The following is a 23,189-nucleotide window of genomic DNA, read 5'->3' as shown; positions in this document are numbered from 1 at the left end:
GCGGGAAGCGCCGACCGCGCGGACACAGGAACGGTCCCGGGTGGCAGGTACGGATGCGCCGCCTGGTGGGGGAGGACCGTCGAGCGGGGGAGGAGCCGACTACGAGGACCACGGCACGGTTCGCCGTGCGAATCCCGGGATCGGCCGGAAGGAGGAAGCCGTGGGCGAGCCGAGCCAGTGGGCGCATCGGGGCCGCCTCGACGGTCCGATCTGTCTCACCGTACTCATCAGCACTTCCTGGCTTCCTCTCGATCGCAGCGGACTTCCTGCGGCATACGTTTTCAGCCAACACGCCGAAAAACAAAGCCGGTTGGCTGCCGCTCGCAAACGATATCCTGTCTTACCTGCCAACTGTTTGGCCAGGCGGTTCGGTGAACTCCGCGAACGGCTTGCCGACGCATCGTCGGCGCATCAGACAGTTTCGGCAAAAGCACGTTTTTCCCGGTGAGTTGAACGTGCGGGCAGCGTGCTTGCCGCGCTCGTCCTCGCCAGGTGTGAAAACTGGACAGGAACTGTGAAGCACCGAAGGCTTGCCAGTAATGCCGGTAACGCCAGTATCGCCAGCAATGCCAGTAACGCCCGTCAAGGTCGGTAATCCCGGTAATCCAGGTAAGTACATCGCTGTCAGTGGCGGCCAGTAGCGTCAAGGCCCATGAACAGCATCGAACTGGCAGATGCCTTGGCGGACTTCGCGCCCCTGGTGGCCCTGATCGAAGAGACCGGCGAGCGCGTGAGCCTCACCGAGGACGGCCAACCGGCGTACGAGCTCCTCGCGGGAGCCGAGCTGGCCGGGATGGAGCACTGGGCGGAGCGGGCCGACAAGGCCCCGATCCCCCACCCGGAAGCGGCGCCGGAGCGTCCGGCGGGGCTGGACGAACGGGCGCGCCAGGGGCGTCAGGGGTACATGGACCCGAAGCAGGCGGCGGCCTTCAAGGAGTTCCTCGCACGACAGCCGCCGGTGGGCGACGAGGTGGGTGCGCGGAGCCCGGTCGACGAACAGGTGGACTGAGGAGGTCCCCCTCTCACGGACCGGCACGGCATGGCGTACGGAGAAGCGGCCGGGCGTCAGATCACGCGGAAGAGGTCGGCGGCGGCGTGGACATCGAGGAAGTCCTCGATGGAGCGGAGGTTGTCGCTCAGCGCGTCCAGGACCGACCCGGCCTCGGCGGCGGGCGGAGCACCGATGGCCACGCCGAAGACACGGAACCCCAGCCGGTGTTTCGCCTCGTTCCAGCCGCGCATCCACTCCTCGGTGACCTCGCATTCGTCGTCCGTGAGCATCACGATGTCACCGCGCATCCGGGCAGCGTCGCCGAACTCTTCCTCCAGCAGGTCGGCGGCCGTCGTGAGCGGCGTCTGATAGCTGGTCCCGCCACCGAGGAAGGCCTCCGCGAAGTCGAGGACCCGGGCGAGGGCGACCGGCTCGCCGGCCGGAAAGCGGTGGACGCGGATCTTGTCGGCGGAGGAGAAGAGAATGCCGACGAAGTCCCGCTCGGCGTGACGCGCCTGATCGAGAAGTGCCAGGGCGCACGCCTTGGCCCACGCCTCGCGGGTGCCACCGCCGGGCCCTTCCATGTACATGGAGTGCGAGGTGTCGACGCAGGCGATGACGGCGCCCCGGCCGGTCTTCCGCTCCCCTTGGTGGTCGTAGAGCATCAGCTCCCCGGCGGCGTACCGGGCGGCGAACACGGCGCGCAGCTCGGGCAGGCCGAGGTTCGCCAGCTCGGAGGGGACGACGCGGGACAGGTCGTCGCCGAGCGTGACACCGATCAGCTCCCCGGTCGCGCCCTCGACCCTGCGGGCGCGCTCGCCCTCGGCCATCTGCCGGAACCGGCCGATCAGGTCGGCCCACTGCGCGAGCCGACCGGTGCGCAACCGCTCGGCGAGCCGTTCGCGCTCGTCGAACGACATCCGCTCCAGCTCGCCGGACCCGACGCCCCACGCCCGCACGAGCGAGGCCTCGGCCCGCACGGCCGCGGTGGCCTTCGCCACGGCACCCCGAGCGGAGCCGCGGACGCCGGGCGCCGCCATGGCGAGGGCTCGCGCGGCACCCTGGGCCGCCTGCTGCGCCTCGCCCGCGGCCGCCGCGTCGTCGGAGAGCCGCTGGGCCCGGTCCGCCCGCTCGGCCTGATCCTGCGCCGCACGGGAGTCCTCCAGCATGCGGCGCAGGGCCGGGGCCTGGGCGAGCACGGCCATGGCGGCGGCATAGGGGTCACCGGCCGTCTCCCGGCGCAGCTCGGCGAACTCCGGTGCCTCCATCAGGGAGGCGACGATCTGGTGATGCACCAGCCGGGAGAACGCCATCTCCCCGCGCTCGCGCAGACGCGGGCCGACCTTGTAGGCGGCCAGGAAGACGTCGGTGAGGAGGTCCATCGCGCCGCTGTTCCGGCCGGTCAGCTCCGCGCTCAGTTCGCGCAGCCCGGCCGACTGCTCGTACGTGTCACGCCACGCGATCTGTTCGAACCGATCCGCGATCACGGCCGTGGTGTACCGCCGGGAGATACCGGTGGCGTCGCCCATGCTCCGAACTCCCCTCTCGCGCACCGACCACCGATTGCTCAGAGCTGCGCCTGTGCCGTGCTCGCGTCGATGCCGAGGGCCTCGGTGAGCACGCGGGCGCGGACCGCGCGCTGACGGCCGGTGATGCGGTCGATCGTGGCGGTCGAGCGCCCGGCGCCCGCGGCCTCCTCGCGCAGCTTCTCCAGCCGTTTGCCCGCCGTGGCGAGCTTGTTGTGGGCCTTCTTGATGACCCAGTCGCTCAGCGCCTCGCGGGACTGTCCGGCCATGGCGTCGAGCTGGGTCTCCAGTTCCTCGATGACGTCGGCCAGGTCGAGGGCCTCCTTGGCGTCGGGGTTGACCAGGTGCAGCACCTCGCGTTCCACGGTCGGGCGCTCGGCGGGGGAGTCCCACAGCACGTGGGTCAGTATCGCCAGGTCGGCCTCGGTGACGGCCGGGCGTCCTTCGAGGTACGCGGAGGCCTGGAGCAGGCCCACCGCCTGCCGCCAGCGGCGGTCGGAGGCGACGAGTTCCTTGCGGCGCAGGGCGGCCCGCAGCGTACAGATCGCGTCGACGATCGGATCGGGGACGTCCACGGCCGGAACGGCTTCGGTGACGGCATGCCGCAGGGCGGCCAGTTCGACGGTGGTACGGGCCGGTGCGGCCGGGCGGCCGACGGCGGAGCGGACGAGGGCGGCGAAGTTCGAGGGGTCTTCGAGGTACCCGACCTCGATCCGGACGAGGAGCCGGTCGTAGATCGCGGCCGAATCCTCGCCGCCGGGCAGTTCGTTGCTCGCGGTGATGGCCCCGATGAGCGGGCAGCGGAGGGGCGCGCCGCCGTTCTCGGGGTGGTAGATGCGCTCGTTGAGATAGCCCAGGGTTTCGTTGAGGGCGGCCGTCGAGCACTTGAATATCTCGTCGATGAAGGCGACATGGGCGGTCGTGGCGCGGCCGTCGTAGACCTGGCGGTACTCGCCCCGGGCCAGCGCGGCGACGTCGATGGGGCCGAACATCCGCGTGGGCGCGGTGAACTTCGACAGGAGGATCTCCCAGTAGGCGGCCCCGTCGATCCTGCCGGTGAGCTCCCGTGCCATCTCGGACTTCGCCGTACCGGGAGGACCGAGGACGAGCGAGTGCTGCCCGGCCAGCAGGGTCACCACCAGCGTCCGCACCACGTCGTCCCGCTCGTAGAAGCGGTCCGACAGCTCACGGCTGATCGCCCGCAGCCGCCGGGCCGTGTCGAGCGCGTCCTGAGCACCCATGGTCAACGAGTCAACTCCCCACCTCTGATGTCCGCCTGGACCGACGAGGCGGCCCTCGCTTTCCCCCGGGCCCGCCCCGCCCGAGCAAGATAACCCGGCAACAGGAAAGCCTTGTCCGGCCCCTCGCCCCGGGGCCGCAGCCGCGAGCAGCTTCCCCCACCCGAACCACGGGCTGGCCGCGGCACAAAGACGCGACATGCACGGACGACGCCACGGCCATCACCTCGTACGAGCGCGGCGCCGCGGTGGCTGAAGTCGGCTCCTACGACGGGTGAGTGAGCCTCGGACTAGCGCCCGGCCCGACGCGTCACCCGCTTGATGCCGACCAGGACGCGGTAGCGCTCCCGTGCCGTGAAGTCGGACAGGCCCCATACGACCGGCCGCCCGACCTCGGCGCAGAGATGGAGGACCGCGTCGTCACCGACCCAGACGCCGACGTGGGCACCGTAGGCGTCGTCGGACGCGTGGAAGAGCAGCAGGTCGAGCGGCTCCGGGGCCGGGACGCGGACGGTGGACTCCGTGTCGTCCCACAGATCGCTGGAGCGCAGGGATACGGGCGCCAGGCCGAAGTGCCGGAGCACTTCGTAGGCGTACAGCTGGCAGTTGGCGCCGGCGGCGAGGCCGGGCCGGTCGGCCACGGCGCCCGCACCGGGGAACCGTGAGCCGGCGTACCTGACGTTCCAGAAGCGGTCGGGGAGCCGGGCGAGGATCGTTTCCACGGGACCATGATGCGTGTGGGTGCGCAGGGCCGTACCGGCAGGCTCCCGTCACGTCGGCCCCGGGGCCCGTCACTTCGACATGATGAAGTCCAGGGCCATGCCGGAAGCCGTCGTCCAGTACGTGACGAGCTGACCGTCGTCCGCGTACAGCGTGTCGACCGGCATGGGCACGTCGATGGGTTCGCTCGCGTCGGTGCCGGGCTTGCTGCCCTGGAGGCCCAGGGCGATGCTGTTCACCTCGTACTCGTCCCTGCCGCCGCCGGCGACGAGCAGAGCGGCGTGCGCTTCCCCGCCCGGCGCGATGGTGACGGGTTTGCCGGGGTCCGGCTCGCTGTCCTTGATCACCGGAACCGTGCTCTGGGCGTCGGCGCCGAGTTGTACGTAGGGGTAGTGGTAGAGGTCGCACTTCTCGTCGCCGGCGTTCTGGACGGTGATGAGCAGGTGCCGGGCGTCCTTGCTGTCCGCGGGCTCCTTCGTGGCGGAGACCGAGAGCACGTCCTCGGTGCAGGCGGCGACGGTCTTCTTTCCGCCGGCGTCTGGTGTGCCGTCGGCGTCTGGTGTGCCGCCGGGCTTGGCCGAGGCCGTCGCGCTCGGTCGGTCCGAGGTCTTTGAGTCGTCCGAACCGTCACCTCCGCCCGGCTCGCACGCCGTGGCCGCGAGCAGTGCGGAGGCCGCCACCGCCCCGAGGACGTACGGCTTCCAGGCCTTGGAGTTCCGGTGAATCCCGCGAACGGCACTGCGCATGATGGTGTTCCCCCGTGGTCGGCCGAGCGCGCTCGCTCTCGGCTCTCGATGCTGAGCAGAGTGTGCCCCGGTGGGCTTTCCCGTCAGACATGCCGCGAGGGTCTGTTACCGATCACGTACAGAGAAGCGGAGATTCCGGGAGACGGCCGACTACGCGGGCCCGTCGGGATCGTGCGTGATCAGGTCCCCCGGCTGGCAGCCGAGGACGTCGCAGATCCTCGACAGGGTCGAGAAGCGGATGGCCTTGGCCCGTCCGTTCTTGAGCACGGAGAGGTTGACCACGGTGATGCCCACCTGCGCGGACAGTTCGGTGAGCGTCATGCCCCGCTCGGCGAGGATCCGGTCGAGATGGATCCGGATCGAGTGGAGTTCCTCCTCCGGCATCAGATGGTCCCTTCGAGGTCCTCTCGCATGCGCACGCCCTCACGCATGATCTTCCCCATGATGACGGCTGTGAGACCGGCGAGGATGAGAACCTGCGGACCGGAGACCTCCGGCCCGGAACCCACGATCGGCGCCATGCTCGCGACGAGCCAGGACTGCGACCAGCCTTCGACGAGCCCGGCGAGCGGCGTGCCCAGGGTGACGAACCAGCCGAGGACGGTGAGGCGCCGCGACGCCGCGTCGGTGAACGGGCCCTCCAGTACGACCGCGTCGAGCAGCCGGGAGAAGAACAGCAGCGCGAGGGCCCCGAACAGCAGCCAGGGGAGTTGTACCCCGAGATCGGCGGCGCGCTGCCCGGCGGAAGGGGCGTCCTGACAGAGGCGCGTGGCACTGCTCGACGCCTCCACCCCCTTGTTGATCGGCAGGGCGTCCGGCCCCAGGGAGGCATTGGCCCAGAAGCCCGTCTTCACGCAGACCGCCCCGTCGTCGAGCATGTGCGTGATGCCCTTGCCGACGAAGGCGAGCGCACAGAGCACCGCAAGTCCAAAGGTCACCCAGGCCAGGTTCCTCGTCAGTCGCGTGTTCACCGCGTCCCCTCCTTATCGTTTTTCGATAGGTCCAACAGTAGAGGACCATATCGATAATCGACAAGTTCGGGCTGCCGCGGCGGGTCTCCTCCGGGTGCCCGGCCGCCCGCCGCGGCGCATGCTGAGGACGGGGCCCTTACCGTGGTCCGCCCTCGCCCGCCCCGATGAGGAGGTACGAAGTGAGCCCAGCGGCCCGCGGCCCGGTGTCCGACGCCGGAGCGGACGGGGCGGCGGCCCTGCTCGACGACGCGGGCCGGGTGGTCTGGTGGTCGGACGCCGCGGCGGAACTCCTCGGCTGGACCGCCGCTGAAGCGACGGCCCTGACGGCCGCCGACCTGCTGGGCATCGCCCCGGGCGCGGCGGAGGCGCCCGAGGGGACCCGCGGCCCGGCGGACCGCCACCTGGCGGAGTGCCGTACGCAGGGGCTCCGTACGCGGCGCCGCACGCCGGAGCACGGCCCACGCGACCGCCGCCTGCGCGTACGACTGCGCCACCGCTCGGGCCGGTCCGTCGCGGTGGACATCAGGGTGGCCGCCGCGCACTCCTCGGACCGGGTCCTCGTCCTCGCCTGGCCGCGCGACGCCGCCGACACGGCGCGGCGCGACCGCGACCTCGGCCGGTCCCTGCTGGCGCAGAACGGCGCGGGCGTCGCCGAATTCGACATGATGCTGCGCCTCGTGCGGTCCAACGCCGCCTTCGACGCCCTGCGGCCGGACGGCGCCGACACCGACTGGCTCACCGCAGCGGACGCCGCGGGACGGTCGTCCGCACGGGCCATCCTGGCCGGTGTGGCCGAGCAGCGGGCACCGGTCATCGGCGTGGACTGCCGGGTCGGACCGGCCGACGCGGACCTGACGGTCTCGCTGACCTGCTTCCCGGTCGACGACGCGCGCGGCAGGCCGGTGGGCGTCGCCGCCGCCGTCGGCGACGTGACCGCCTGGCTGCGGTCCAACCGGCGCCTCGCCGACGCGTACCGGCAGGCCTTCGAGATCGGGGAGTCCCTCGACGTCGTCCACGTGGCGCGCGACCTCGTCGAGGTCCTCGTTCCCGGGCTCGCCGACATGGCCTGCGTGGACTTCCCGGACGACGTGCTCCAGGGCCGCGACCCCGTGCTCGGCTACCCGGGGGCGGAGGCCTCACGTCCGCGCCGCGTGGCGGTCAAGTCGGTGAGCGGCGCCTGGCCGGCGGAGATGGTGCAGCCCGGCGAGCCGATCCCCCTCCCGCCCCACGACGAGAGCACGGTCGCGGTCGGCGGCGTGCGGGTCTTCGACGCCGCCACGGGCAGCGCGGTTTTCGGCGACGATCCGCACCTCGTCGCCCGGATGATGCCCGAGGGCATGCACAGCGCGCTCGGCTGCCCGCTCTACCACCGCGCCAGGCTCTTCGGTTACGTCCTGGCCTACCGCACCCACACGCCGGAGCCGTACGACGACGCGGACGTCAAGCTCATGCAGGATCTCTGCGACCGCACCGCCGCCATGCTGGACCACGCCTTCCGGTTCATCCGCGAACACCGGACGGCCCTCGCCCTGCAGCAGAGCCTGCTGCCCCCGGCGGTGACCACCAGCGCGGCCGCCGAGACATCGGGCATCTACCTGCCCGCGAGCGGGAGCATCAGCGTGGGCGGCGACTGGTTCGACGCCCTGCCGCTGTCGTCCATGAGGATCGGTCTCGTCGTCGGCGACGTGATCGGCCACGGTCTCCAGGCCACGGCCACCATGGCCAGGCTCCGCACCGCCGTCCAGACACTCGCCGATCTCGACCTGCCCCCGGACGAACTGCTGACGCACCTCGACGACCTGGTCCAGCGCATGCAGGCCGAGTCCGATCAGCCGGACGTCCTCGGGGCGTCGTGCCTGTTCGCCGTCTACGATCCGGTGACCCGGCTGTGCCAGATGGCCTCCGCCGGACATCCCCCGCCCGCCCTGGTCCGGCCCGACGGCGCCGCCGAGTTCGTCGACCTCAGCCCGGGGCCGCCTCTCGGCGTCGGGGACAACCCCTTCGAGGTCGCCGACGTGACCCTGCCGCCCGGCAGCGTCCTCGCCCTGCACACGGACGGGTTGGTGGACTACGACCACGACGTGACCCGGGGCGGCGAGGAACTGCTCGGCAACCTGGCGCGCCTGTGCCGCCCCGAGCGGTCGCTGGAGGAGGTGGGCCGGGACATGATCGCCTGTCACCCGAGCCACGAGCGGCCCGTCGACGACGTCACGCTGCTGCTCGCCCGCACGAAGGCCGTCGCCGAGAGCGACACCGTGCTGTGGGAGTACCCGGTGGACCCCGCGGCCGTGCACGACGCCCGCACCGACGTCACCGAGCAGCTGACGGCCTGGGGCCTGGAGGACCTGACGTTCACCAGCGAACTCATCGTCAGCGAGCTGGTCACCAACGCCATCCGCTACGCGGGCGGACCGATCGGACTGCGGCTCATCCGCGGGCCCGTGCTGGTGTGCGAGGTCTCCGATCCGAGCTACACCCAGCCCCGGCTGCGGCGCGCGCTCATCACGGACGAGGGCGGCCGCGGCCTGTTCCTGATCGCCCAGCTCGCCGCGCGCTGGGGGTGCCGGTACGGGGCCCGGGGCAAGACGATCTGGACGGAACAGGTCATCGCTCCGCGGCCGATCTAGCCGTCGCTGTCGCCGCGGCCGGTGAGATCGGTATGGGGGCGAGCCTGGAGCCGACGGTCCACCATCTGTTTGTATGGCCCTGGCCACAGCTCAGGAGGTGTCGGACATGGTGTCCACGGACAGCGTTCTCGCGTTCGCCGCGATGTCGCTACTGGTGATCGTGATTCCGGGGCCGAGCGTGCTGTTCGTGATCGGCAGAGCCCTCGCGCACGGCCGGCGCACGGCGCTCGCGACGGTCCTCGGCAATCTGATCGGCTCGTACTTCCTGGTGATCGCCGTGGCCTGGGGCCTCGGCGCGCTGGTGGAGAGCTCAGCCGCGGTGTTCGTGGGCGTGAAGCTGGCCGGAGCGGTCTACCTCGTCTATCTGGGCGTTCAGGCGTTCCGGCACCGCAAGGAGATGCGCGCGGCCGACATCCAGGCCCCGGTGGGGGAGCGGCGAGGCGATCTGCGCACGATCCTGGACGGGATCTTCGTGGGTGTCACCAACCCGAAGGGCATCGTCTTCTTCGCGGCGGTACTGCCGCAGTTCGTGGACCACTCGGCGGGCCACGTCCCTCTCCAGATGATGCTGTTGGGCCTGGTCCCGGTCACCATCGGCCTGGTCACGGACACCCTCTGGGGCCTGGGCGCCTCAGCGGCCCGCTCCTGGTTCGCGCGCTCCGACCGCCGCCTGTCGATGGTGGGCGGGGCGGGCGGCTTCGCGATGATCGGCCTGGGCGTGACGGTGGCGGCGACGGGGCGGGCCGACTGAGGCGCGTTCGCGGGGTTCGCCGGGTAGGACCTCAGCGCTGCGAGCACGCAGGCACCGTCACCAGACCGAGTCCTCGCCCTCGTCCCTCACGGGCTCACCGGGCACAAGATGGGCACCGCACCGCGGGCAGAAGTCGCCCTGCATTCTGAGGGGATGGACGAGCAGGTCGCAGGTGGCGCAGATGTAGGCGTTGGCCTCGAATGAGGATCGCCCGCGGGACGAGTCCATGAGGATCACCGTGCCGCTCGCGTCCCATCTGCTGATTCCTCCGCAGCCGTCGCATGCCCAGGCCTCCGTGGAGAAGTCCCGACGGGCCGCGAGACGGCACACGGGACAGCGTGGAGCGTCACCTGTGCGGCTGTCCTCGCTCGTGTTCTTGCGAGCGGGACCGGGCCTGTCCTTCCGCGCGTCCTTGGGCCGCTCCTTGGGCCGGTCCTTCTTTGGGACTTGCGGTTCCGCCGACAGGGTTTCGCCGAGCGGAGCCTCGGTCTCCGCGGGCTTCACCTCCTGAGTGCGGGACTTGAGTGCTCTCCGCGCCGGAGCGGCTCGCTGTTCCGCGCGCTTGACGGACCGCCAGCGGTCGCGCCACTCGTCCAATAGATCCGTGTCACCGGGACGCAGTTGTCGGACGAGCTCGATGGTGAAGTCGAGCTTCGGCAGGCGCCGTCCCTGGAACACCTCGGTGAGGGAGGACGCGGGAAGGGAGCAACGGCCGGCCGCCCTCGCGCCTTTGGTGAGGGCGGAGCGGGGTGGCGCGCCGCAGTCGATGTGCAGCAGGACGAGCGCGTCGGCGAACCCGCTCAGCGCGCGGTCGTGAGCCGCGATCAGTTCGGCCGTGTCCGGCCGCTCCAAAGAATCGTCGCGCAAGGTCGCGTCCCCTCCCCGTCCCCGCCCCTGAGAAGGAGAAGCGTAGGCGCGCGCGATCGAACATTCCCGACGTTCGGCGAACATTCTCGAATCTTCGGAAGTCTCGGCGAAGTTCGATCCGCTTCCCCGTCTTTCGATGACGCACCGCCGGGGTTCGGGCTCGTACGGGTCCGGCCCGATTTCTGGATCAGTGGCGGCCGGCCGGGGTGACATGGATTCATCGGCCGCGGGTCCTGCCCGGTGTTCGGGACTGCCAGGAAGCGCGGAGAAATGGGTGGAGCCGTGGGCGCGAACAAGAAGAGCGAACAGCGGATGCCGACGTGGCAGTTGACCCTGGGGCGGCACGGTCTGCGCCTGGACGCCGGAAGACACCTTCGGCTGTCCATGTCCTTGACCCTGATCGGGTGGATCGCCAGCGCCGGAGGCTTCGTCGGGGCGAGTACGCACTGGAATCTGCTCGGATGACAGCGGCTGGTCGCCGCTCGACAGAGGCGGCCGGGTGCGTACGTCGCCGTGATCGATAGCCTGCCCCCATGGTGACGCGCGAGGGGGCCGGGGACGTCGGCGCCGACCTTGAGGACGAGGGCGAGGGCTGGGCCGCGACGCGCGCCTGGGTGGAGAAGGGGTTGTCCGAGGCGGAACGCATCGAGCGGGTCGAGAGGCTGCGGGGCGGCTGGACGTCGGAGATGCGCCGGTTGGACATCGACGGGCCGCGCGGGCGAAGGGCGTTGGTCCTCAGGTCGTTCGTCAAGCCGTTCTACGTTCGGCACGCGGAGGGGTTGCTGACCCGCGAGGCGGAGGTGCTGGGCCTGCTCGCCGGATCCGACGTGCCCGCTGCGGAGTTGGTGGCCGTGGACGCCACGGCGCGCTACTGCGATCACCCCTCCTTGCTGATGACCCTGTTGCCCGGGACCGTACGTCTGGGTGACGAGGGATCGGATCGCCGCGCGGACCTGCTGGCCCGCAGGCTGCTCGGCATCCACCGGTTGCCGGTGACCGCCTCGACGCGGCCCCGCACGTATCAGGCATGGACCTCTCCCGAGCGGGTGAGCCCGCCCGAGGACACCGACCGGCCCGAGCTGTGGCACCGTGCCGTGGACGTGATCCGTCGCGAGCCGCCGACGTACCGGGCCTGCTTCCTGCACCGGGACTTCCACCCCGGCAATGTCCTTTTCGAGGGCGAGGAGAGCGAGGAGGGCGACGGCAGCGGCGGCGTCGAAGGCGATGGCCTGCGCATCAGCGGCGTCGTCGACTGGGTGGAGACCTCCTGGGGGCCCGCCGACCTGGACGTGGCGCACTGCTCGACGGCCCTGGCGCTGCTGCACGGGGTGCCCGTGGGCATGCGCTTCGCCGACTGTTACGTGGCAGCGGGCGGCACACTGGCCGACGAGCCGACCGCGCACCTCTACTGGCGGCTGCTGGACGCCCTGGCCTTCGCGCCGGATGCCGAGAAGGTCGCCGTCCCCTGGCGTGAGGTGGGCCGCGTCGACCTGACGCGCGCCGTCCTGACCCGGCGACTGGAGGACTACCTCCAGGCCCTCTTCGACCGCTACGCCTGAGACCGGTCCGTCGGACTGCCGGGCGCGGATCCGGGAACACTCCTCTCACTTGCGTCTGACGCAAGGCGAGTGTGCGAAACATGCATTAGACATCAAGCCGGGTGCGTTCGAGACTGAAGTCGTCGGGGCCACCGCGGCGCACTCACCGGAGAGCGCCGCGGTGAGTGCGCCGGGAGTGACGTACGAGCGAGTCCGGCGCAGCGCCGTGACCGCTGCCGCCGCGGTCGACCACCGGCCGTCGGCACCAGGAGACCGGCGCCGGATCACGCCGCCTCGACACCGACTCTCTGTTCCAGCAGGGCTGACCACAGCCATACGGGAGGGACCACCCATGCCCAGAATCGTGCGACCCACGGCGTACGGCGCCCCCGACGTACTCCGCGTCCTCGACGTGCCGACCCCGCGACCGGCCGCCGACGAGGTCGTCGTCCGCGTCCACGCCGCCGGCGTCAACCCCATCGACTGGAAGCTCTACAGCGGCACTTTCCACAAGGTCGCCGACACGCACAAGGACGCGGTCGGCGTCGCCGCCGACACGCTGCCCACGCTCGGCCTGGAGTGCGCGGGGGTCGTCACGGCGACCGGCGCCGACGTGACCGGCCCCGAGATCGGCGACGAAGTCATCGTCTACCCCGTCACGGCCGCCTACGCCGACTACGTCACTGCCCCCGCGACCTCGCTGGTCCCCAAGCCCGCCACCCTGAGCTGGCCCGAGGCGGCCGGGCTGATGCTCGCCGGCACCACGGCCGCGCACACGCTGCACGCCGTCCGTCTCGGCCGCGGCGACACCGTCGTCGTGCACGGTGGCGCCGGTGGTGTGGGACTGATGGCCGTCCAGTTGGCGGTCGCCCTGGGCGCGACGGTCCTCGCCACCGCCGCACCCCGCAACCACGGCCTGCTGCGCGAACTCGACGCCGTCCCCCTCGCCTACGGCCCCGGCCTGCTCGACCGCGTACGCGCCGCCGCACCGGACCCTCTCACCGCCGCCGTCGACTGCGCCGGCACCGACGAAGCGCTCGACACGTCCCTGGAACTGGTCACCGACCGGCAGCGCATCGCCTCCATCGCCGGCACCGACCGGCGCGCGCGGGCCGGCGTCAAGGTGATCGGCAACGGACCGGGCCAGGACACGGGAACCGAGGTCCGGCTCGCCGCACGCGCCGGCCTGGCGGCCGGTGCCGGCGCGGGCGAACTGCGCGTACTCATCGACACCGCCTACCCGTTGGAGGAGGCCGCCCTGGCCCACAAGGCAGGAATCGCCGGCCACGACCCCGGCAAGCTCCTCCTGGTCCCGTGACACCGGATCCCACCCCCACACCGTCCCCGCACCCGAGACGGGTGACCACCGATACGAGGAAAGGGAGACAAGATGGCCAACGCAGCCACACAGGAGCGGGCCGCGTCCCACGCCGACGTCGCCGTGATCGGCTCCGGACCGGTCGGCATGACCCTCGCGGCGCTGCTCGGCCGGGCCGGGCACTCGGTCGTGGTGTGCGAGCGCTATCCCGGCCTGTACGGCCTGCCCCGCGCCGCCAGTTTCGACGGCGAGGTCATGCGGGCGTTCCAAGGGCTCGGTCTGGCAGGTGAGTTGGCGCCCGCGTTACGGGTGCAAGAGGCGTACGAGTGGCGGAACAGGGAGGGCGAGCTGCTCATCCGGCAGGAGCTCCAGCACGTCGGCGCCAGCGGCTGGGCCGATCTCTACATGTTCCACCAGCCGGACCTGGAGAAGGCGCTCCACTCGCTGTGCGCGTCCCTGCCGAATGTCGGGATCCGATTCGGTACGACGGTCACCGGCCTGCGCCAGAACGGCGACCAGGTCACCCTGAGCACCGCGGACGGCGACACCCTCTCGGCGCGCTACGCGGTCGGCTGCGACGGCGGCAACAGCTTCGTACGGGAGGCCCTCGGCATCGCACAGGACGACCTCGGCTTCGCCGAGCCCTGGCTGGTCTGCGACTTCGCGCTCCGGCGTCCCGCCGCCGAACTGGGACTGCCGCCGATGCTGCAGATCGGCGATCCCGAGGAACCGACCACGATCATCACCGGCGCCGCCGACCACCAACGGTTCTGCTTCCTGCTCAAGGAGGGCGACGAGGGGGAGCGGGAGCGCACGCCGGACCACGTCTGGTCCCGAGTGCGCCGCTACCTCTCCCGCGACGACGCCGACATCGCCCGTATCGCCGCCTACACCTTCCGGTCACTGGTCGCGAGGCGGTGGCGGGAGGGCCGCGTCCTGCTCGCGGGGGACGCCGCCCACCAGATGCCGCCCTTCCTGGGCCAGGGCATGTGCGCGGGCATACGGGACGTACTCAATGTCGCCTTCAAGCTGGACCTCGTCCTCAGGCAAGTCCAGGGCGTCGAGGTGCTCGACACCTACCAGAGCGAGCGGGAACCGCATGTGCGCGGTGTGACGGCCGTGAGCATGGAGCTCGGTCGCCAGCACACCCTGCGCGACCCCGTACTCGCCCGCAAGCGCGACGCCGCGCTCCTCGCCCGCCGAGCCGCGCTCCACGAGCCGGAACGGATTCGTCTGCCGGACCTCGGCCCCGGCCTGTTCGCCGAGGGCGGAGGCGGGCTTTCCGTCCAGGGACGGGCAGGCGACGGCCGCAGGACGGGCCTGCTGGACGAGATCACCGGCGGAGGCTTCCGCCTCCTGGTCGTCGAGGAGGACCTTCCCCTCCTGGACATGCCCGCGCTGAGGCACCTCGGCGTCACCGTCATCGGCCTCGGCACCCGTGCCGCGGGCACCGCGGTCGCCGACCTGGACGACACGCACCGGCGTTGGCTGGCAGGCATGGGCGCCACCGCCGCGGCCGTGCGCCCCGACAACTACGTGTACGCGGCCGGACCGGACACGCGTGAGGTGGCGAGCCGGCTGTGCGCGCTGCTCACCCCGGGCGTCGGAGCACTCGCGTGATCCGCACACGGGCGGGACGACATCACTGCGAGGGACTGGCGGATCGCCGCGCCCCACCCTCGAAGACCAGCTCACCTTCGACGAACGTCATCTTGACCCGGGTGGAGTGAACCTGGGTGATCGGCACGTCGAAGGGGTTCTGGTCGACGACGACGATGTCGGCGAGCATGCCCGGTTCGATGCGGCCGACGCGGTGGGTCATGGACTCCTGACGCGCGGAGTTGACCGTGAACAGGTCGAAGGCCTGTTCCAGCGTGATGGCCTGGGCAGCGCCGAAGGACGCGGCGCTGCCCCCTGGCTCCTGCCGGGTGACGAGCGATTCGAGGGCGGACCACGGGTTCACCGACGGCACGACGCACCAGTCCGAGCCCGCCACGACCAGCGCACGGGCCTCGAGCATCTCGCGCACCGGCCACGCGCGTTCGACCGCTTCCCGGCCGACGGCGGCCGCGATGTCGGAGCAGATGGGGGAGGGCCGCCACAGGTACGGCGAGACCTCGAACGTGGCACCGAGCTGCGCCGCGCGCTCGATGTCGGCCTTCGTCACGAACGAGCAGTGACCCACGTTGTGCATCTGCGGGCCGTGCCCGTTGGCCGTACGGGCCGCCTCGATGGCGTCGAGGGCCGCCCGCGCCGCCGCGTCACCGGCCGCGTGGAACTTGACCGTGATGCCCATGCGGTCGAAACGGGTCACCGCCTGGTCGAGGACCGCCGGCGCGATCGCGAGCATCCCGTGCCGGCCGGCCTCGTCGTCCCGCCCCTCCACCGTGTCCTCGTAGGGCTCGATCATGGCCGCCGTGTGGCTGTCGGTCGGCACGCCGTCGAGGAAGATCTTCACGCAGTCGGGGGCGAGGTGGTCGCTCGCGTAGAGGTTGCGATGCGCGATCACGTCCTCGCACGAAGGGTCGTAGGGCGACCACACGAGGCACAGGCGCACGCGCTGCCTGACGGCCCCGCGCGCGGCAAGCCGCGTGTAGGCCCGCAGTTCGGCCCGCGGCCCGGCGGTGAAACCGACCGCGGCCTCGGTGAACGACGTGATCCCGTAGGAGAGCATCTCGTCGAGGGCCCACTCCAGAGCCGCCTCGACCTCGGCGTCGGTCGGTTTGGGGGCCGACGCGGCGAGCAGATCGGCGGCGGTCTCGCGTTGTATGCCGGTCGGATTGCCCGCCGCGTCCCTTTCGAAGAAGCCGCCCAACGGGTCAGGTGTGCCGGGGCCGATCCCGGCGGCCAGGAGCGCCGCGCTGTTCGCCCACGAACTGTGTCCGCTGGTGTCCTCCAGGAGGACGGGATGGTCGGGGGCTACGGCGTCGAGGAGGGTCCGGTGAGGGGTCCCGCCGAGGGCGAACGCGTCCCACTGCCCGCCGAGGACCCACGCGCCGGGGGCGGTTCGGGACACGTGCTCGGCCACGATGCGGAGGGTGTCCTCCAGGTTCGAGCCCTGCGGGACCTTGCAGCGGCGCTCGCGGACCCCGGCGTAGATCGGGTGCACGTGCAGGTCGTGCAGGCCGGGCAGTACGGTGTCGCCGCCCAGGTCCACCACGCGCGTGTCCGGTCCGCGCCGCCGCAGCACGTCCTCGTGGTCGCCGACCGTCTCGATGACTCCGGCGCGTACGGCGAGCCCCTCGGCCCAGCCCGACGACGTCTTGACGTACCCACCCACCAGAATCGTGTCCGCGTACTGCTCGGTCATGGCGGGGCACCTCCAGCTCGGCGACTCAGCGGCGGTTGATGAATCCGGCGTCGACGGGCAGCGTGACACCGGTGACGTAGCGGGCCTCGTCCGAGGCCAGCCACAGGACGGCATGGGACACGTCGACCGGTTCGATGGTGTCCACGGGAAGGGCGTTGGGCGAGCCCTCGGACAGCATCGGGTCCTGGGCGACGAATTCGACCATGGCGGGGTCGGCGACCATGCGGGTGGCCACGCCGGTGGGGTGCACGGAGTTCACCCTGATGTTGTGCTGGGCGAGGTTGTTGGCGTACGTACGCATCAGCCCGACCACACCGTGCTTGGAGGCGGCGTATCCGAGGCCGCCGTTGCTGCCCCCGCCGATGCCGACCAGCCCGGCGGTGGAGCTGACGATGATGATCGAGCCGCCTTGCTCGGCGTCGATCATCGAAGGGATGGCCACCTCGACGGTGTGGAAGGTGCCGGTGAGGTTGACGTCGATGGCGTCGTGCCAGGCCTGTACCTGGTCGTCGACGAGGAGCGGTGCGATGCCGGCGTTCGCGACGACGATGTCGATGCGCTCGAACTCGGCGAGCCCGGCGTCGAACGCCTCCTGAAGGGCGTCCCGATCGCGCACGTCCGCCTCGCGCGCCACGATGCGGCGCCCCAGGTCCCGCACCTCGTCGACCGCCTCGGACAGGTCCTCGGGCGTCGACTGCGGATAGGGCACGGTGTCGACCGACCGGCAGATGTCCACGATGACCAGGTCGGCGCCCTCCTCCGCCATGCGCCGGACGTGACTGCGCCCGAGCCCGCCGGCCGCACCGGTGACGAAGGCCACCTTGCCGTCCAGCCGCCCCTGCCCCGTCCGAGCTTCCCCATCAGGCATCTCGCGGCCCCTCGCCATGTCCGAGCGCGCATGTCGCATGGTTCCGACGTACCGCAGGGATCAACGAACGTCACCACCCGGCACCACGTTCGCGTGGGACCGTGCCGAAGGGAGTGTCAGCCGGACTTGCGGGCGACACCCCCATAGATGCCGATCTCGTGGGAGCCCTCGGGCGGCGGTGCGTCCGGGCGCCAGAACGGGACCTGGGTCAGGCCGGGCTCGACCAGCTCGAAGCCGTCGAAGAAGCGCAGGGTCTCGGCGCGGGTGCGGAGGTTCAGCGTGGCGGTCGCCCGGTTGTAGACGGCCTGGGCCGCACTGCGATCGGCGAAGTCGCCGGTGGCGTGCGAGAGCACCAGGTAGCTGCCGGCGGGCAGCGCGTCGCGCAGGGTGGCGACGATCTGCCCGGGCTTCTCCGCGTCGGTGAGGAAGTGGACGATGGCGACCAGGAACAGCGCGACCGGTTCGTCGAAGTCGATGACGCGGCGCACGTCGGGGTGTTCCAGGATGGCCCGCGGATCGCGCAGATCGGCGAGCACGGTCGTGGTCGCGCCGGCGCCGCTGAGCAGCGCGTTGGCGTGGGTGTTCACGATCGGGTCGTTGTCCACGTAGGCGACGCGTACGTCCGGCGCCGCCTCCTGGGCGGTCTCGTGCACGTTCGGCGAGGTGGGCAGTCCGGTGCCGATGTCGAGGATCTGGCGGATGCCGTCGCCGACGACGTGCCGGACGGCGCGGCGCAGGAAGTCGCGGTTGGCCTGCACGCCGACCCGCGCTTCGGGCGCGGCCGCGGCGAGCGAGTCACCGGCCAGACGGTCCACCTCGTAGTTGTCCTTGCCGCCCAGCAAATAGTCGTAGACCCGCGCGGGGTGCGGCTTGCTGGTGTCGATCTCCTCGGCGTCAAAGCCCCCGTCCTGCCTCACCCTGCACTCCTCCCGACGACCACCACGGTCTCCTCGCCGACCGACGACTGGCGGCAGCTTCTCATATCAACTTCTCCGTGTGTGCTGGTAGTTCCCGGGATCGGCGGCGCGACGGCCCTGCCCCGGCAAGCCACTCGTACTCTGGCCACACCGCTCGGCCCGTGCACGAGCCGTACCCCTCAGGCCGACATGGCCGCGGGCTCGGTACGCCGGTCCTTGCGCAAGAGGCGCAGCTCCGTCACCACGGCCAGGGCGCACAGCACCGACGCCAGCAGCGGGAGCAGGCGAGGCGTCACCTGTCCCACGAGCAGCCCGCCGACCGCGCCGCCGAGTGCGGCGCCCACGTAGATGACGGAACTGTTCAGGGACACGGCCAGCGGGCCCGCCGGTCCGGCCAGGCGCAGCAGCCGGTGCTGCTGGGGCGCGGCGTACATCCAGCCGACGACGCCCCACAGGACCATGACGACGAGCGCCCCCGGGAACGACCTGCCGAGCTGTGGCATCGCGAGGAAGGTGACCGTCATCCCGGCCATCGAGATCAGGACGAGCCGTCGACCGGCCGGCCGGTCCATGTAGGCGCCGGCGAGGGCGTTGCCGGCCAGTCCGCCGAGGCCGAAGGCGAACAGCAGGACGGCGAGCCGGGTGCCGTCCTCGGCGGTGGCGTCGGCGAACACGGTGGCCGCGTAGGTCAGCACCGTGTACTCCGCGATCACCGCGAAGACCGTGACGGTCAGCACCAGGCGGACCTGAGGCCCGCGCAGGGCCGCGAACCGCTCGCGCGGCCGCACCGTCGAGTGCTCCGAGTCGACGCCGCGCAGCCCGGCCGCCAGGGGCACGGCGACGGCGGCGGTGGCCACCGCGAGGCCCACGAGGGTGGGCCGCCAGCCGAAGGAGTCCGCCGCCCACGTACCGGCGGGCACCCCCACCACCGAGCCCATCACCAGGCCGGTGGTGACCACGGCGAGGGCCTTGCCCGAGCGGCCCTTCGGCGCGAGGGCCGCCGCGAGAGAGCAGGCGTGCGGAGTGAACTGGCTGGCCCCGGCGGCCACCAGCAGCCGTCCGCCCATGGCGACCGGCAGGGATCCCGCGAGGGCGCACACCGTATTGCCGAGCGCGACGGCGGTCAGCGCCGCGGCGAGGGCCACCCGGGGCGATCTGTGGCCGAGGGGGCCCGCGAGCAGCGGGCCGAGGATCGCGTACCCGACGGAGAAGACCGTCATGAGCTGTCCGGCCATCGATATGGAGACGTGCAGCGAGTCACTGATCTGGGGGAGCATGCCGGCGATGACGAACACGTCGGTGCCGATGAGGAACGTTCCGGCAGCCAGCAGTAGGAGTCTCATGTGTCCGTCCTGGTCGGTGAGTGCGCGAGTGAGCCGGTCTGCCGGACGACCGCGGTGCGGACCGCCTGCGCGATCGGTGGCGGAAAGCCGTCGAGGTAGTAGTGGCCGCCGGTGAAGTCCTGCGTGTGGAAGGCCGAGGAGGTGTGCTCCGCCCAGGCCCGCACGTCACCGTCGGCGAGCTCGTCGTCCCGGCCCCGCCACGCGGTGATGGGACAGGACAGCAGCGACGCGCAGCTGCCGGGACGGTAGGTGGCACCCGCCCTGAAGTCGCCCCGCAGGGCCGGCAGGATCATCGCCCGCAGCTCGGGGTGGGCCAGGACCGCGGGGTCGGTGCCGCCGAGCCTCAGCAGCGCCTCCAGCGCCGCCTCCTCGTCGTCGCCCGACGGCCGCAGCGCCGCACGGCGATACGGAGCCTGCATGCCGGAGACGATCAGCCCCGCGGGCGCGACACCGTACCGGTGCTCCAGCCGGGCGGCCGTCTCGAAGGCGACCAGGGCGCCCAGGCTGTGTCCGAACAGCACCGGCCCGGCCGTCGGTCGCGGCTCCGCGAGCACGTCGGCGATCTCGTCCGCGAGCAGGGAGACGTCCTCCAGGGCGGGCTCCGCGCAGCGGTCCTGGCGCCCCGGATACTGCACGGCCAGGACGTGGACGTCGGGGGCGAGCGCGGCGGAGAGCGGGAAGAAGTGGCCCGCGGCGCCGCCCGCGTGCGGAAAGCACACCAGGGTCCTGGCCGGCTCGCGGGCGTCGTGGAAGGCGCGGATCCAGGCGGCGCGGGCGCGCGCCCGGTCGGGGCCCTTCGGAGGCGTCATGCTGCGGCTCGTTCCGTGATCAGCGCGGTGACCGCGTCCACCGTGGGCTCGTACAGGAACTCCTGTACGGACACCTGGACGTGGAAGTGCCGGTGCAGGCGCGTGACGACCAGCGCGGCGGAGAGCGAGGTGCCGCCCAGGTCCATGAAGTGCCGGTCGGGAGGTATGTCGCCGACGCCGAGGACCGTCGACCAGATGGCGGCGACGGCCGACCGCACGTCACCGCGGTCCGGGAGCGAGGCCACGCCGTCACCGGCGGCCTCGGGGACCGGAAGTCGACGGCGGTCGATCTTCCCGTTGGGGGAGAGCGGAAGTCCGGACGCGAGCATCACGTGCTGCGGGACCATGTAGTCGGGCAACAACCGCGCCACATGGGCGCGGAGTTCGGCCGCGTCGGGTGAGTGTCCCGGTGCCGGCACGGCATGGGCGACCAGCCGGGGTTCCTCGCTGTCGGGCGGCGTCCAGGCCGCCACGGCGCACTCCTGTACGGCGGGGTGGCGCAGCAGCGCGGCCTCGACCTCACCCGGCTCGACCCGGTACCCCCGGATCTTGAGCTGGTCGTCGCTCCGGCCCACATACTCCAGGGCTCCGTCGGCCCGCTCGCGCACCAGGTCACCCGTCCGGTACGCCCGCACGGTCCGGCCGTCGATGCCCACGTTCCGGAACCGCTCCTCGGTCTGCCGGGCCTCGCCCACATACCCGTGGGCGAGACCGACCCCCGCGAGCCACAGCTCGCCGCCCTCCGCCGACGGAACCACCTGGGCGGTCATACCGGGCAGCGGCCGTCCGATGGGCGGCAGATCCGGCCACGACCGCGGCGGGCCGCTGAGCGTATGGGCCACCGCGACATGGGTCTCCGCCGGACCGTAGTGATTGTGCAGACGCGCAGAGGGCAGCCGTTCGAACAGCTCCCGGATGGCGGGCGTGACGCGCAGCGCCTCGCCCGCCACCGCCACCTCGCGCAGCGCGCCCGGCAGGATGCCGAACTGACCGGTCAGTTCGGCCAGCCGACGCAGCGCCACCGGAGGCAGGAAGAGCCGTTGGATCTCCCACTCCCGGCACCGTTCCCACACCCGTTGCAGGTCGACGCGCTCGGCGTCGGACGGCGTGTACAGACAGCCCCCGCTGCTCCAGGCCGTCAGCACCTCCTGGAGGAACACGTCGAAGCCGAGCGGGGCGAACGTCAGCGTGCGCAGCGGCTCCGGGGACGTGCCGGCCAGCGTCCACGCGATCAGGTTGTCCAGGGAACGGTGCGGCATGGAGATCGCCTTGGGCCCCCCGGTCGACCCGGATGTGAAGACCAGATACGCGGGATCGTCGACGCCCGGTTCGGCCAGGTCGGGCGCCGGTGAGCTGTGCGCGGCGCCGGACACGGCGTACGGACGGAGGGGAAGCACCACCGGCCCGTCCGGTACGTCCGGGGCGCGAAGCGCCGGCTCGACCAGCGCGAACCGCGCACGACTGCGCGACCACATGTGCTCGATGCGATCCGCCGGATACCGCGGATCGACCACGCAGAGGGCCCCGCCCGCGCGGAGCACCGCGAGAACGGCCACGCCGAGGGCGACGCCACGGGGCGCCTGGACGAGCACGACGTCCCCGGGGCGCACGCCGTGCCGCAGCAGATGACCGGCCAACTCGGCCGATCGCGCGTCGAGTTCGGCGTAGTCGAGCCGGCCGTCGGGGGCGACCAGCGCGGTCGCCCGGGGGTGACGCCTCGCCTGGGCGACGATCGCCCCCACTACACGACGGGACAACGTTCCGTCCTCTCCTGCGTGTACGTCGTTTCCTGGGAGTGCGGCTTTTCCTGGGAGTGCGGCGCGATCGGCAGCCCGAGCGCGGCGAGAACCGCCGCGCGCGTCTGCTCGGATCGCAGCAGCTCGAACCGGTCGCAGCCCAGACGCAGTTCCCGCTGCCTCTCGGCAGCGCAGGCGAAGGCCGAGGAGTCGCCGTCCGTGGAGGTCAGGCGCAGCACCTCGCCCGCCCAGGACGACGTGTGCGCGTGATGGGCCGCCACCAGATGGCTGAGCCAGTCCGTGTACGCGCTCACCATGTGCGTGGCGCTCGCCGCGACCTCCGCCTCGTCGGCGCCCGCCGCACGCAGCGCCTCGCGTGCCTGGCGGGCCAGTTCGCCGGTGAGGTCCTCGACGAAGCGCTCCGGGGCCTCCCCCAGCGCGGCGGCGCCGTGCCGTGCGGCCACCTCCCGCTCGTTCGGGCGGACGCCCAGGCCGTGGAGCCGCGCTCGGTGGTCCGCCGCGATCGCGTCCCACGATGTGGCCTCGGCGTCGAACAGGATGATCAGCGGGGGCTGCTCCCCGCCCAGGGCGGCGGCGACCTCGAAGGCGAGCGGTGCCGAGGCGCAGTACGCGGCGACCGCCGCGACCGGCCCCGTCCCGGGCGGCACGTTCGCCAGCAGGCGCGCCGCGTAGTCGGCGCCGCGCACCGCCCGGGGCAAGGGGGAGCGGAGCAGACCGTGGACGCGCACCCCGTGCCGGTCCAGACCCAGATCGTCGATCCGGGCCTCCTTCCGGTATCCGGGATAGTCGAGTGCGAGAACCACGGGGCCTTCGGCCGCGCGAGCCACGGAGTTTTCGGTCGCAGGAGCCAGGGGGTCTTCGGTGCGGTGCATGTGCGAGGTCCTTTCGCTGC

General features: G+C 71.8%; 22 protein-coding genes. 8 read left to right on the top strand and 14 right to left on the bottom strand.

Going from position 1 to position 23,189, the window contains the following annotated elements; genetic code table 11:
- Nucleotides 1–160: 160 nt before the first annotated feature.
- Together AB0L89_RS34840 and AB0L89_RS34835 are read left to right on the top strand one after the other, a co-directional pair.
- Nucleotides 161–448: a hypothetical protein gene (locus AB0L89_RS34840; protein WP_365150357.1), complete on the top strand. Its 288-nt coding sequence runs from the start codon at nucleotides 161–163 to the stop codon at nucleotides 446–448.
- 204 nt (nucleotides 449–652) lie between these two features.
- Nucleotides 653–1,009 carry a type II toxin-antitoxin system Phd/YefM family antitoxin gene (locus AB0L89_RS34835; protein WP_365150354.1) on the top strand — a complete coding sequence of 119 codons (357 nt, stop codon included), beginning with the start codon at nucleotides 653–655 and terminating at the stop codon, nucleotides 1,007–1,009.
- A gap of 56 nt (nucleotides 1,010–1,065) precedes the next feature.
- Here AB0L89_RS34835 and AB0L89_RS34830 read toward each other — a convergent pair whose 3' ends face one another.
- The 6 genes from AB0L89_RS34830 to AB0L89_RS34805 all read right to left on the bottom strand — a co-directional run bounded on the left by AB0L89_RS34830 (nucleotide 1,066) and on the right by AB0L89_RS34805 (nucleotide 6,192).
- Nucleotides 1,066–2,520 (bottom strand): VWA domain-containing protein, encoded by a 1,455-nt coding sequence (locus tag AB0L89_RS34830; protein ID WP_365150351.1) that lies wholly within the window; start codon nucleotides 2,518–2,520, stop codon nucleotides 1,066–1,068.
- Between the two features lie 38 nt (nucleotides 2,521–2,558).
- Nucleotides 2,559–3,758 carry an AAA family ATPase gene (locus tag AB0L89_RS34825; RefSeq protein ID WP_365150348.1) on the bottom strand — a complete coding sequence of 400 codons (1,200 nt, stop codon included), beginning with the start codon at nucleotides 3,756–3,758 and terminating at the stop codon, nucleotides 2,559–2,561.
- A 287-nt stretch (nucleotides 3,759–4,045) separates the two neighbouring features.
- Nucleotides 4,046–4,477: a hydrolase gene (locus AB0L89_RS34820; protein WP_365150345.1), complete on the bottom strand. Its 432-nt coding sequence runs from the start codon at nucleotides 4,475–4,477 to the stop codon at nucleotides 4,046–4,048.
- A gap of 69 nt (nucleotides 4,478–4,546) precedes the next feature.
- Nucleotides 4,547–5,221 (bottom strand): DUF4232 domain-containing protein, encoded by a 675-nt coding sequence (locus AB0L89_RS34815; protein ID WP_365150342.1) that lies wholly within the window; start codon nucleotides 5,219–5,221, stop codon nucleotides 4,547–4,549.
- A 150-nt stretch (nucleotides 5,222–5,371) separates the two neighbouring features.
- Complete coding sequence (locus tag AB0L89_RS34810) at nucleotides 5,372–5,605, bottom strand: helix-turn-helix transcriptional regulator (protein WP_365150339.1); 234 nt, start codon at nucleotides 5,603–5,605, stop codon at nucleotides 5,372–5,374.
- Nucleotides 5,605–6,192 (bottom strand): DUF2975 domain-containing protein, encoded by a 588-nt coding sequence (locus tag AB0L89_RS34805; RefSeq protein ID WP_365150336.1) that lies wholly within the window; start codon nucleotides 6,190–6,192, stop codon nucleotides 5,605–5,607. Before AB0L89_RS34805 ends, AB0L89_RS34810 begins: the two co-directional genes overlap by 1 nt.
- Before the next feature lie 179 nt (nucleotides 6,193–6,371).
- Here AB0L89_RS34805 and AB0L89_RS34800 point away from each other — a divergent pair, with 179 nt between their 5' ends.
- Together AB0L89_RS34800 and AB0L89_RS34795 are read left to right on the top strand one after the other, a co-directional pair.
- The gene (locus tag AB0L89_RS34800; RefSeq protein ID WP_365150333.1) at nucleotides 6,372–8,819 is read left to right on the top strand and encodes a SpoIIE family protein phosphatase; all 2,448 of its coding nucleotides are present in this window, start codon (nucleotides 6,372–6,374) and stop codon (nucleotides 8,817–8,819) included.
- Between the two features lie 106 nt (nucleotides 8,820–8,925).
- Nucleotides 8,926–9,570 carry a LysE family translocator gene (locus AB0L89_RS34795; protein ID WP_365150402.1) on the top strand — a complete coding sequence of 215 codons (645 nt, stop codon included), beginning with the start codon at nucleotides 8,926–8,928 and terminating at the stop codon, nucleotides 9,568–9,570.
- A gap of 57 nt (nucleotides 9,571–9,627) precedes the next feature.
- Here the strand turns inward: AB0L89_RS34795 and AB0L89_RS34790 are convergent, their stop codons facing one another.
- Nucleotides 9,628–10,437, bottom strand: a complete 810-nt coding sequence (locus AB0L89_RS34790; protein ID WP_365150330.1) for a hypothetical protein — start codon at nucleotides 10,435–10,437, stop codon at nucleotides 9,628–9,630.
- A 270-nt stretch (nucleotides 10,438–10,707) separates the two neighbouring features.
- On the opposite strand from AB0L89_RS34790, the gene AB0L89_RS34785 reads away from it, so the two are divergent.
- The 4 genes from AB0L89_RS34785 (at nucleotide 10,708) to AB0L89_RS34770 (ending at nucleotide 14,913) form a co-directional block, all read left to right on the top strand.
- Nucleotides 10,708–10,902 (top strand): hypothetical protein, encoded by a 195-nt coding sequence (locus tag AB0L89_RS34785; protein ID WP_365150327.1) that lies wholly within the window; start codon nucleotides 10,708–10,710, stop codon nucleotides 10,900–10,902.
- Nucleotides 10,903–10,970: 68 nt separating this feature from the next.
- A complete protein-coding gene (locus tag AB0L89_RS34780) occupies nucleotides 10,971–11,996 on the top strand; it encodes a phosphotransferase (RefSeq protein WP_365150324.1) in 1,026 nt (341 codons plus the stop codon).
- Between the two features lie 331 nt (nucleotides 11,997–12,327).
- Nucleotides 12,328–13,293, top strand: coding sequence for an NADP-dependent oxidoreductase (locus AB0L89_RS34775; RefSeq protein WP_365150321.1), 966 nt, complete (start codon nucleotides 12,328–12,330; stop codon nucleotides 13,291–13,293).
- Nucleotides 13,294–13,365: 72 nt separating this feature from the next.
- Entirely contained in the window at nucleotides 13,366–14,913 is a 1,548-nt protein-coding gene (locus tag AB0L89_RS34770) for a bifunctional 3-(3-hydroxy-phenyl)propionate/3-hydroxycinnamic acid hydroxylase (protein WP_365150318.1), read from the top strand.
- 22 nt (nucleotides 14,914–14,935) lie between these two features.
- Here AB0L89_RS34770 and AB0L89_RS34765 read toward each other — a convergent pair whose 3' ends face one another.
- The 7 genes from AB0L89_RS34765 to AB0L89_RS34735 form a co-directional block, all read right to left on the bottom strand.
- A complete protein-coding gene (locus tag AB0L89_RS34765) occupies nucleotides 14,936–16,603 on the bottom strand; it encodes an amidohydrolase family protein (RefSeq protein ID WP_365150315.1) in 1,668 nt (555 codons plus the stop codon).
- A gap of 25 nt (nucleotides 16,604–16,628) precedes the next feature.
- Nucleotides 16,629–17,471, bottom strand: a complete 843-nt coding sequence (locus tag AB0L89_RS34760; protein WP_365150312.1) for a mycofactocin-coupled SDR family oxidoreductase — start codon at nucleotides 17,469–17,471, stop codon at nucleotides 16,629–16,631.
- Between the two features lie 116 nt (nucleotides 17,472–17,587).
- A complete protein-coding gene (locus tag AB0L89_RS34755; protein WP_365150309.1) occupies nucleotides 17,588–18,388 on the bottom strand; it encodes an SAM-dependent methyltransferase in 801 nt (266 codons plus the stop codon).
- A gap of 179 nt (nucleotides 18,389–18,567) precedes the next feature.
- On the bottom strand, nucleotides 18,568–19,731 hold the full coding sequence (locus AB0L89_RS34750; RefSeq protein ID WP_365150306.1) for an MFS transporter: 1,164 nt from the start codon (nucleotides 19,729–19,731) through the stop codon (nucleotides 18,568–18,570).
- Nucleotides 19,728–20,540, bottom strand: coding sequence for an alpha/beta fold hydrolase (locus tag AB0L89_RS34745; protein WP_365150303.1), 813 nt, complete (start codon nucleotides 20,538–20,540; stop codon nucleotides 19,728–19,730). The genes AB0L89_RS34750 and AB0L89_RS34745 overlap by 4 nt, the downstream gene beginning before the upstream one ends.
- Nucleotides 20,537–22,297 carry a non-ribosomal peptide synthetase gene (locus tag AB0L89_RS34740; RefSeq protein WP_365150300.1) on the bottom strand — a complete coding sequence of 587 codons (1,761 nt, stop codon included), beginning with the start codon at nucleotides 22,295–22,297 and terminating at the stop codon, nucleotides 20,537–20,539. Before AB0L89_RS34740 ends, AB0L89_RS34745 begins: the two co-directional genes overlap by 4 nt.
- The gene (locus AB0L89_RS34735) at nucleotides 22,282–23,169 is read right to left on the bottom strand and encodes a hypothetical protein (RefSeq protein WP_365150297.1); all 888 of its coding nucleotides are present in this window, start codon (nucleotides 23,167–23,169) and stop codon (nucleotides 22,282–22,284) included. The genes AB0L89_RS34740 and AB0L89_RS34735 overlap by 16 nt, the downstream gene beginning before the upstream one ends.
- Nucleotides 23,170–23,189 lie beyond the last annotated feature (20 nt).

Origin of the sequence: Streptomyces sp. NPDC052114 (assembly GCF_040680155.1) — a bacterium.
Taxonomy (GTDB): Bacteria; Actinomycetota; Actinomycetes; order Streptomycetales; family Streptomycetaceae; genus Streptomyces.
Note: the sequence above shows the minus strand (reverse complement) of the source record. Positions and strands in the feature narration are given on the sequence as shown.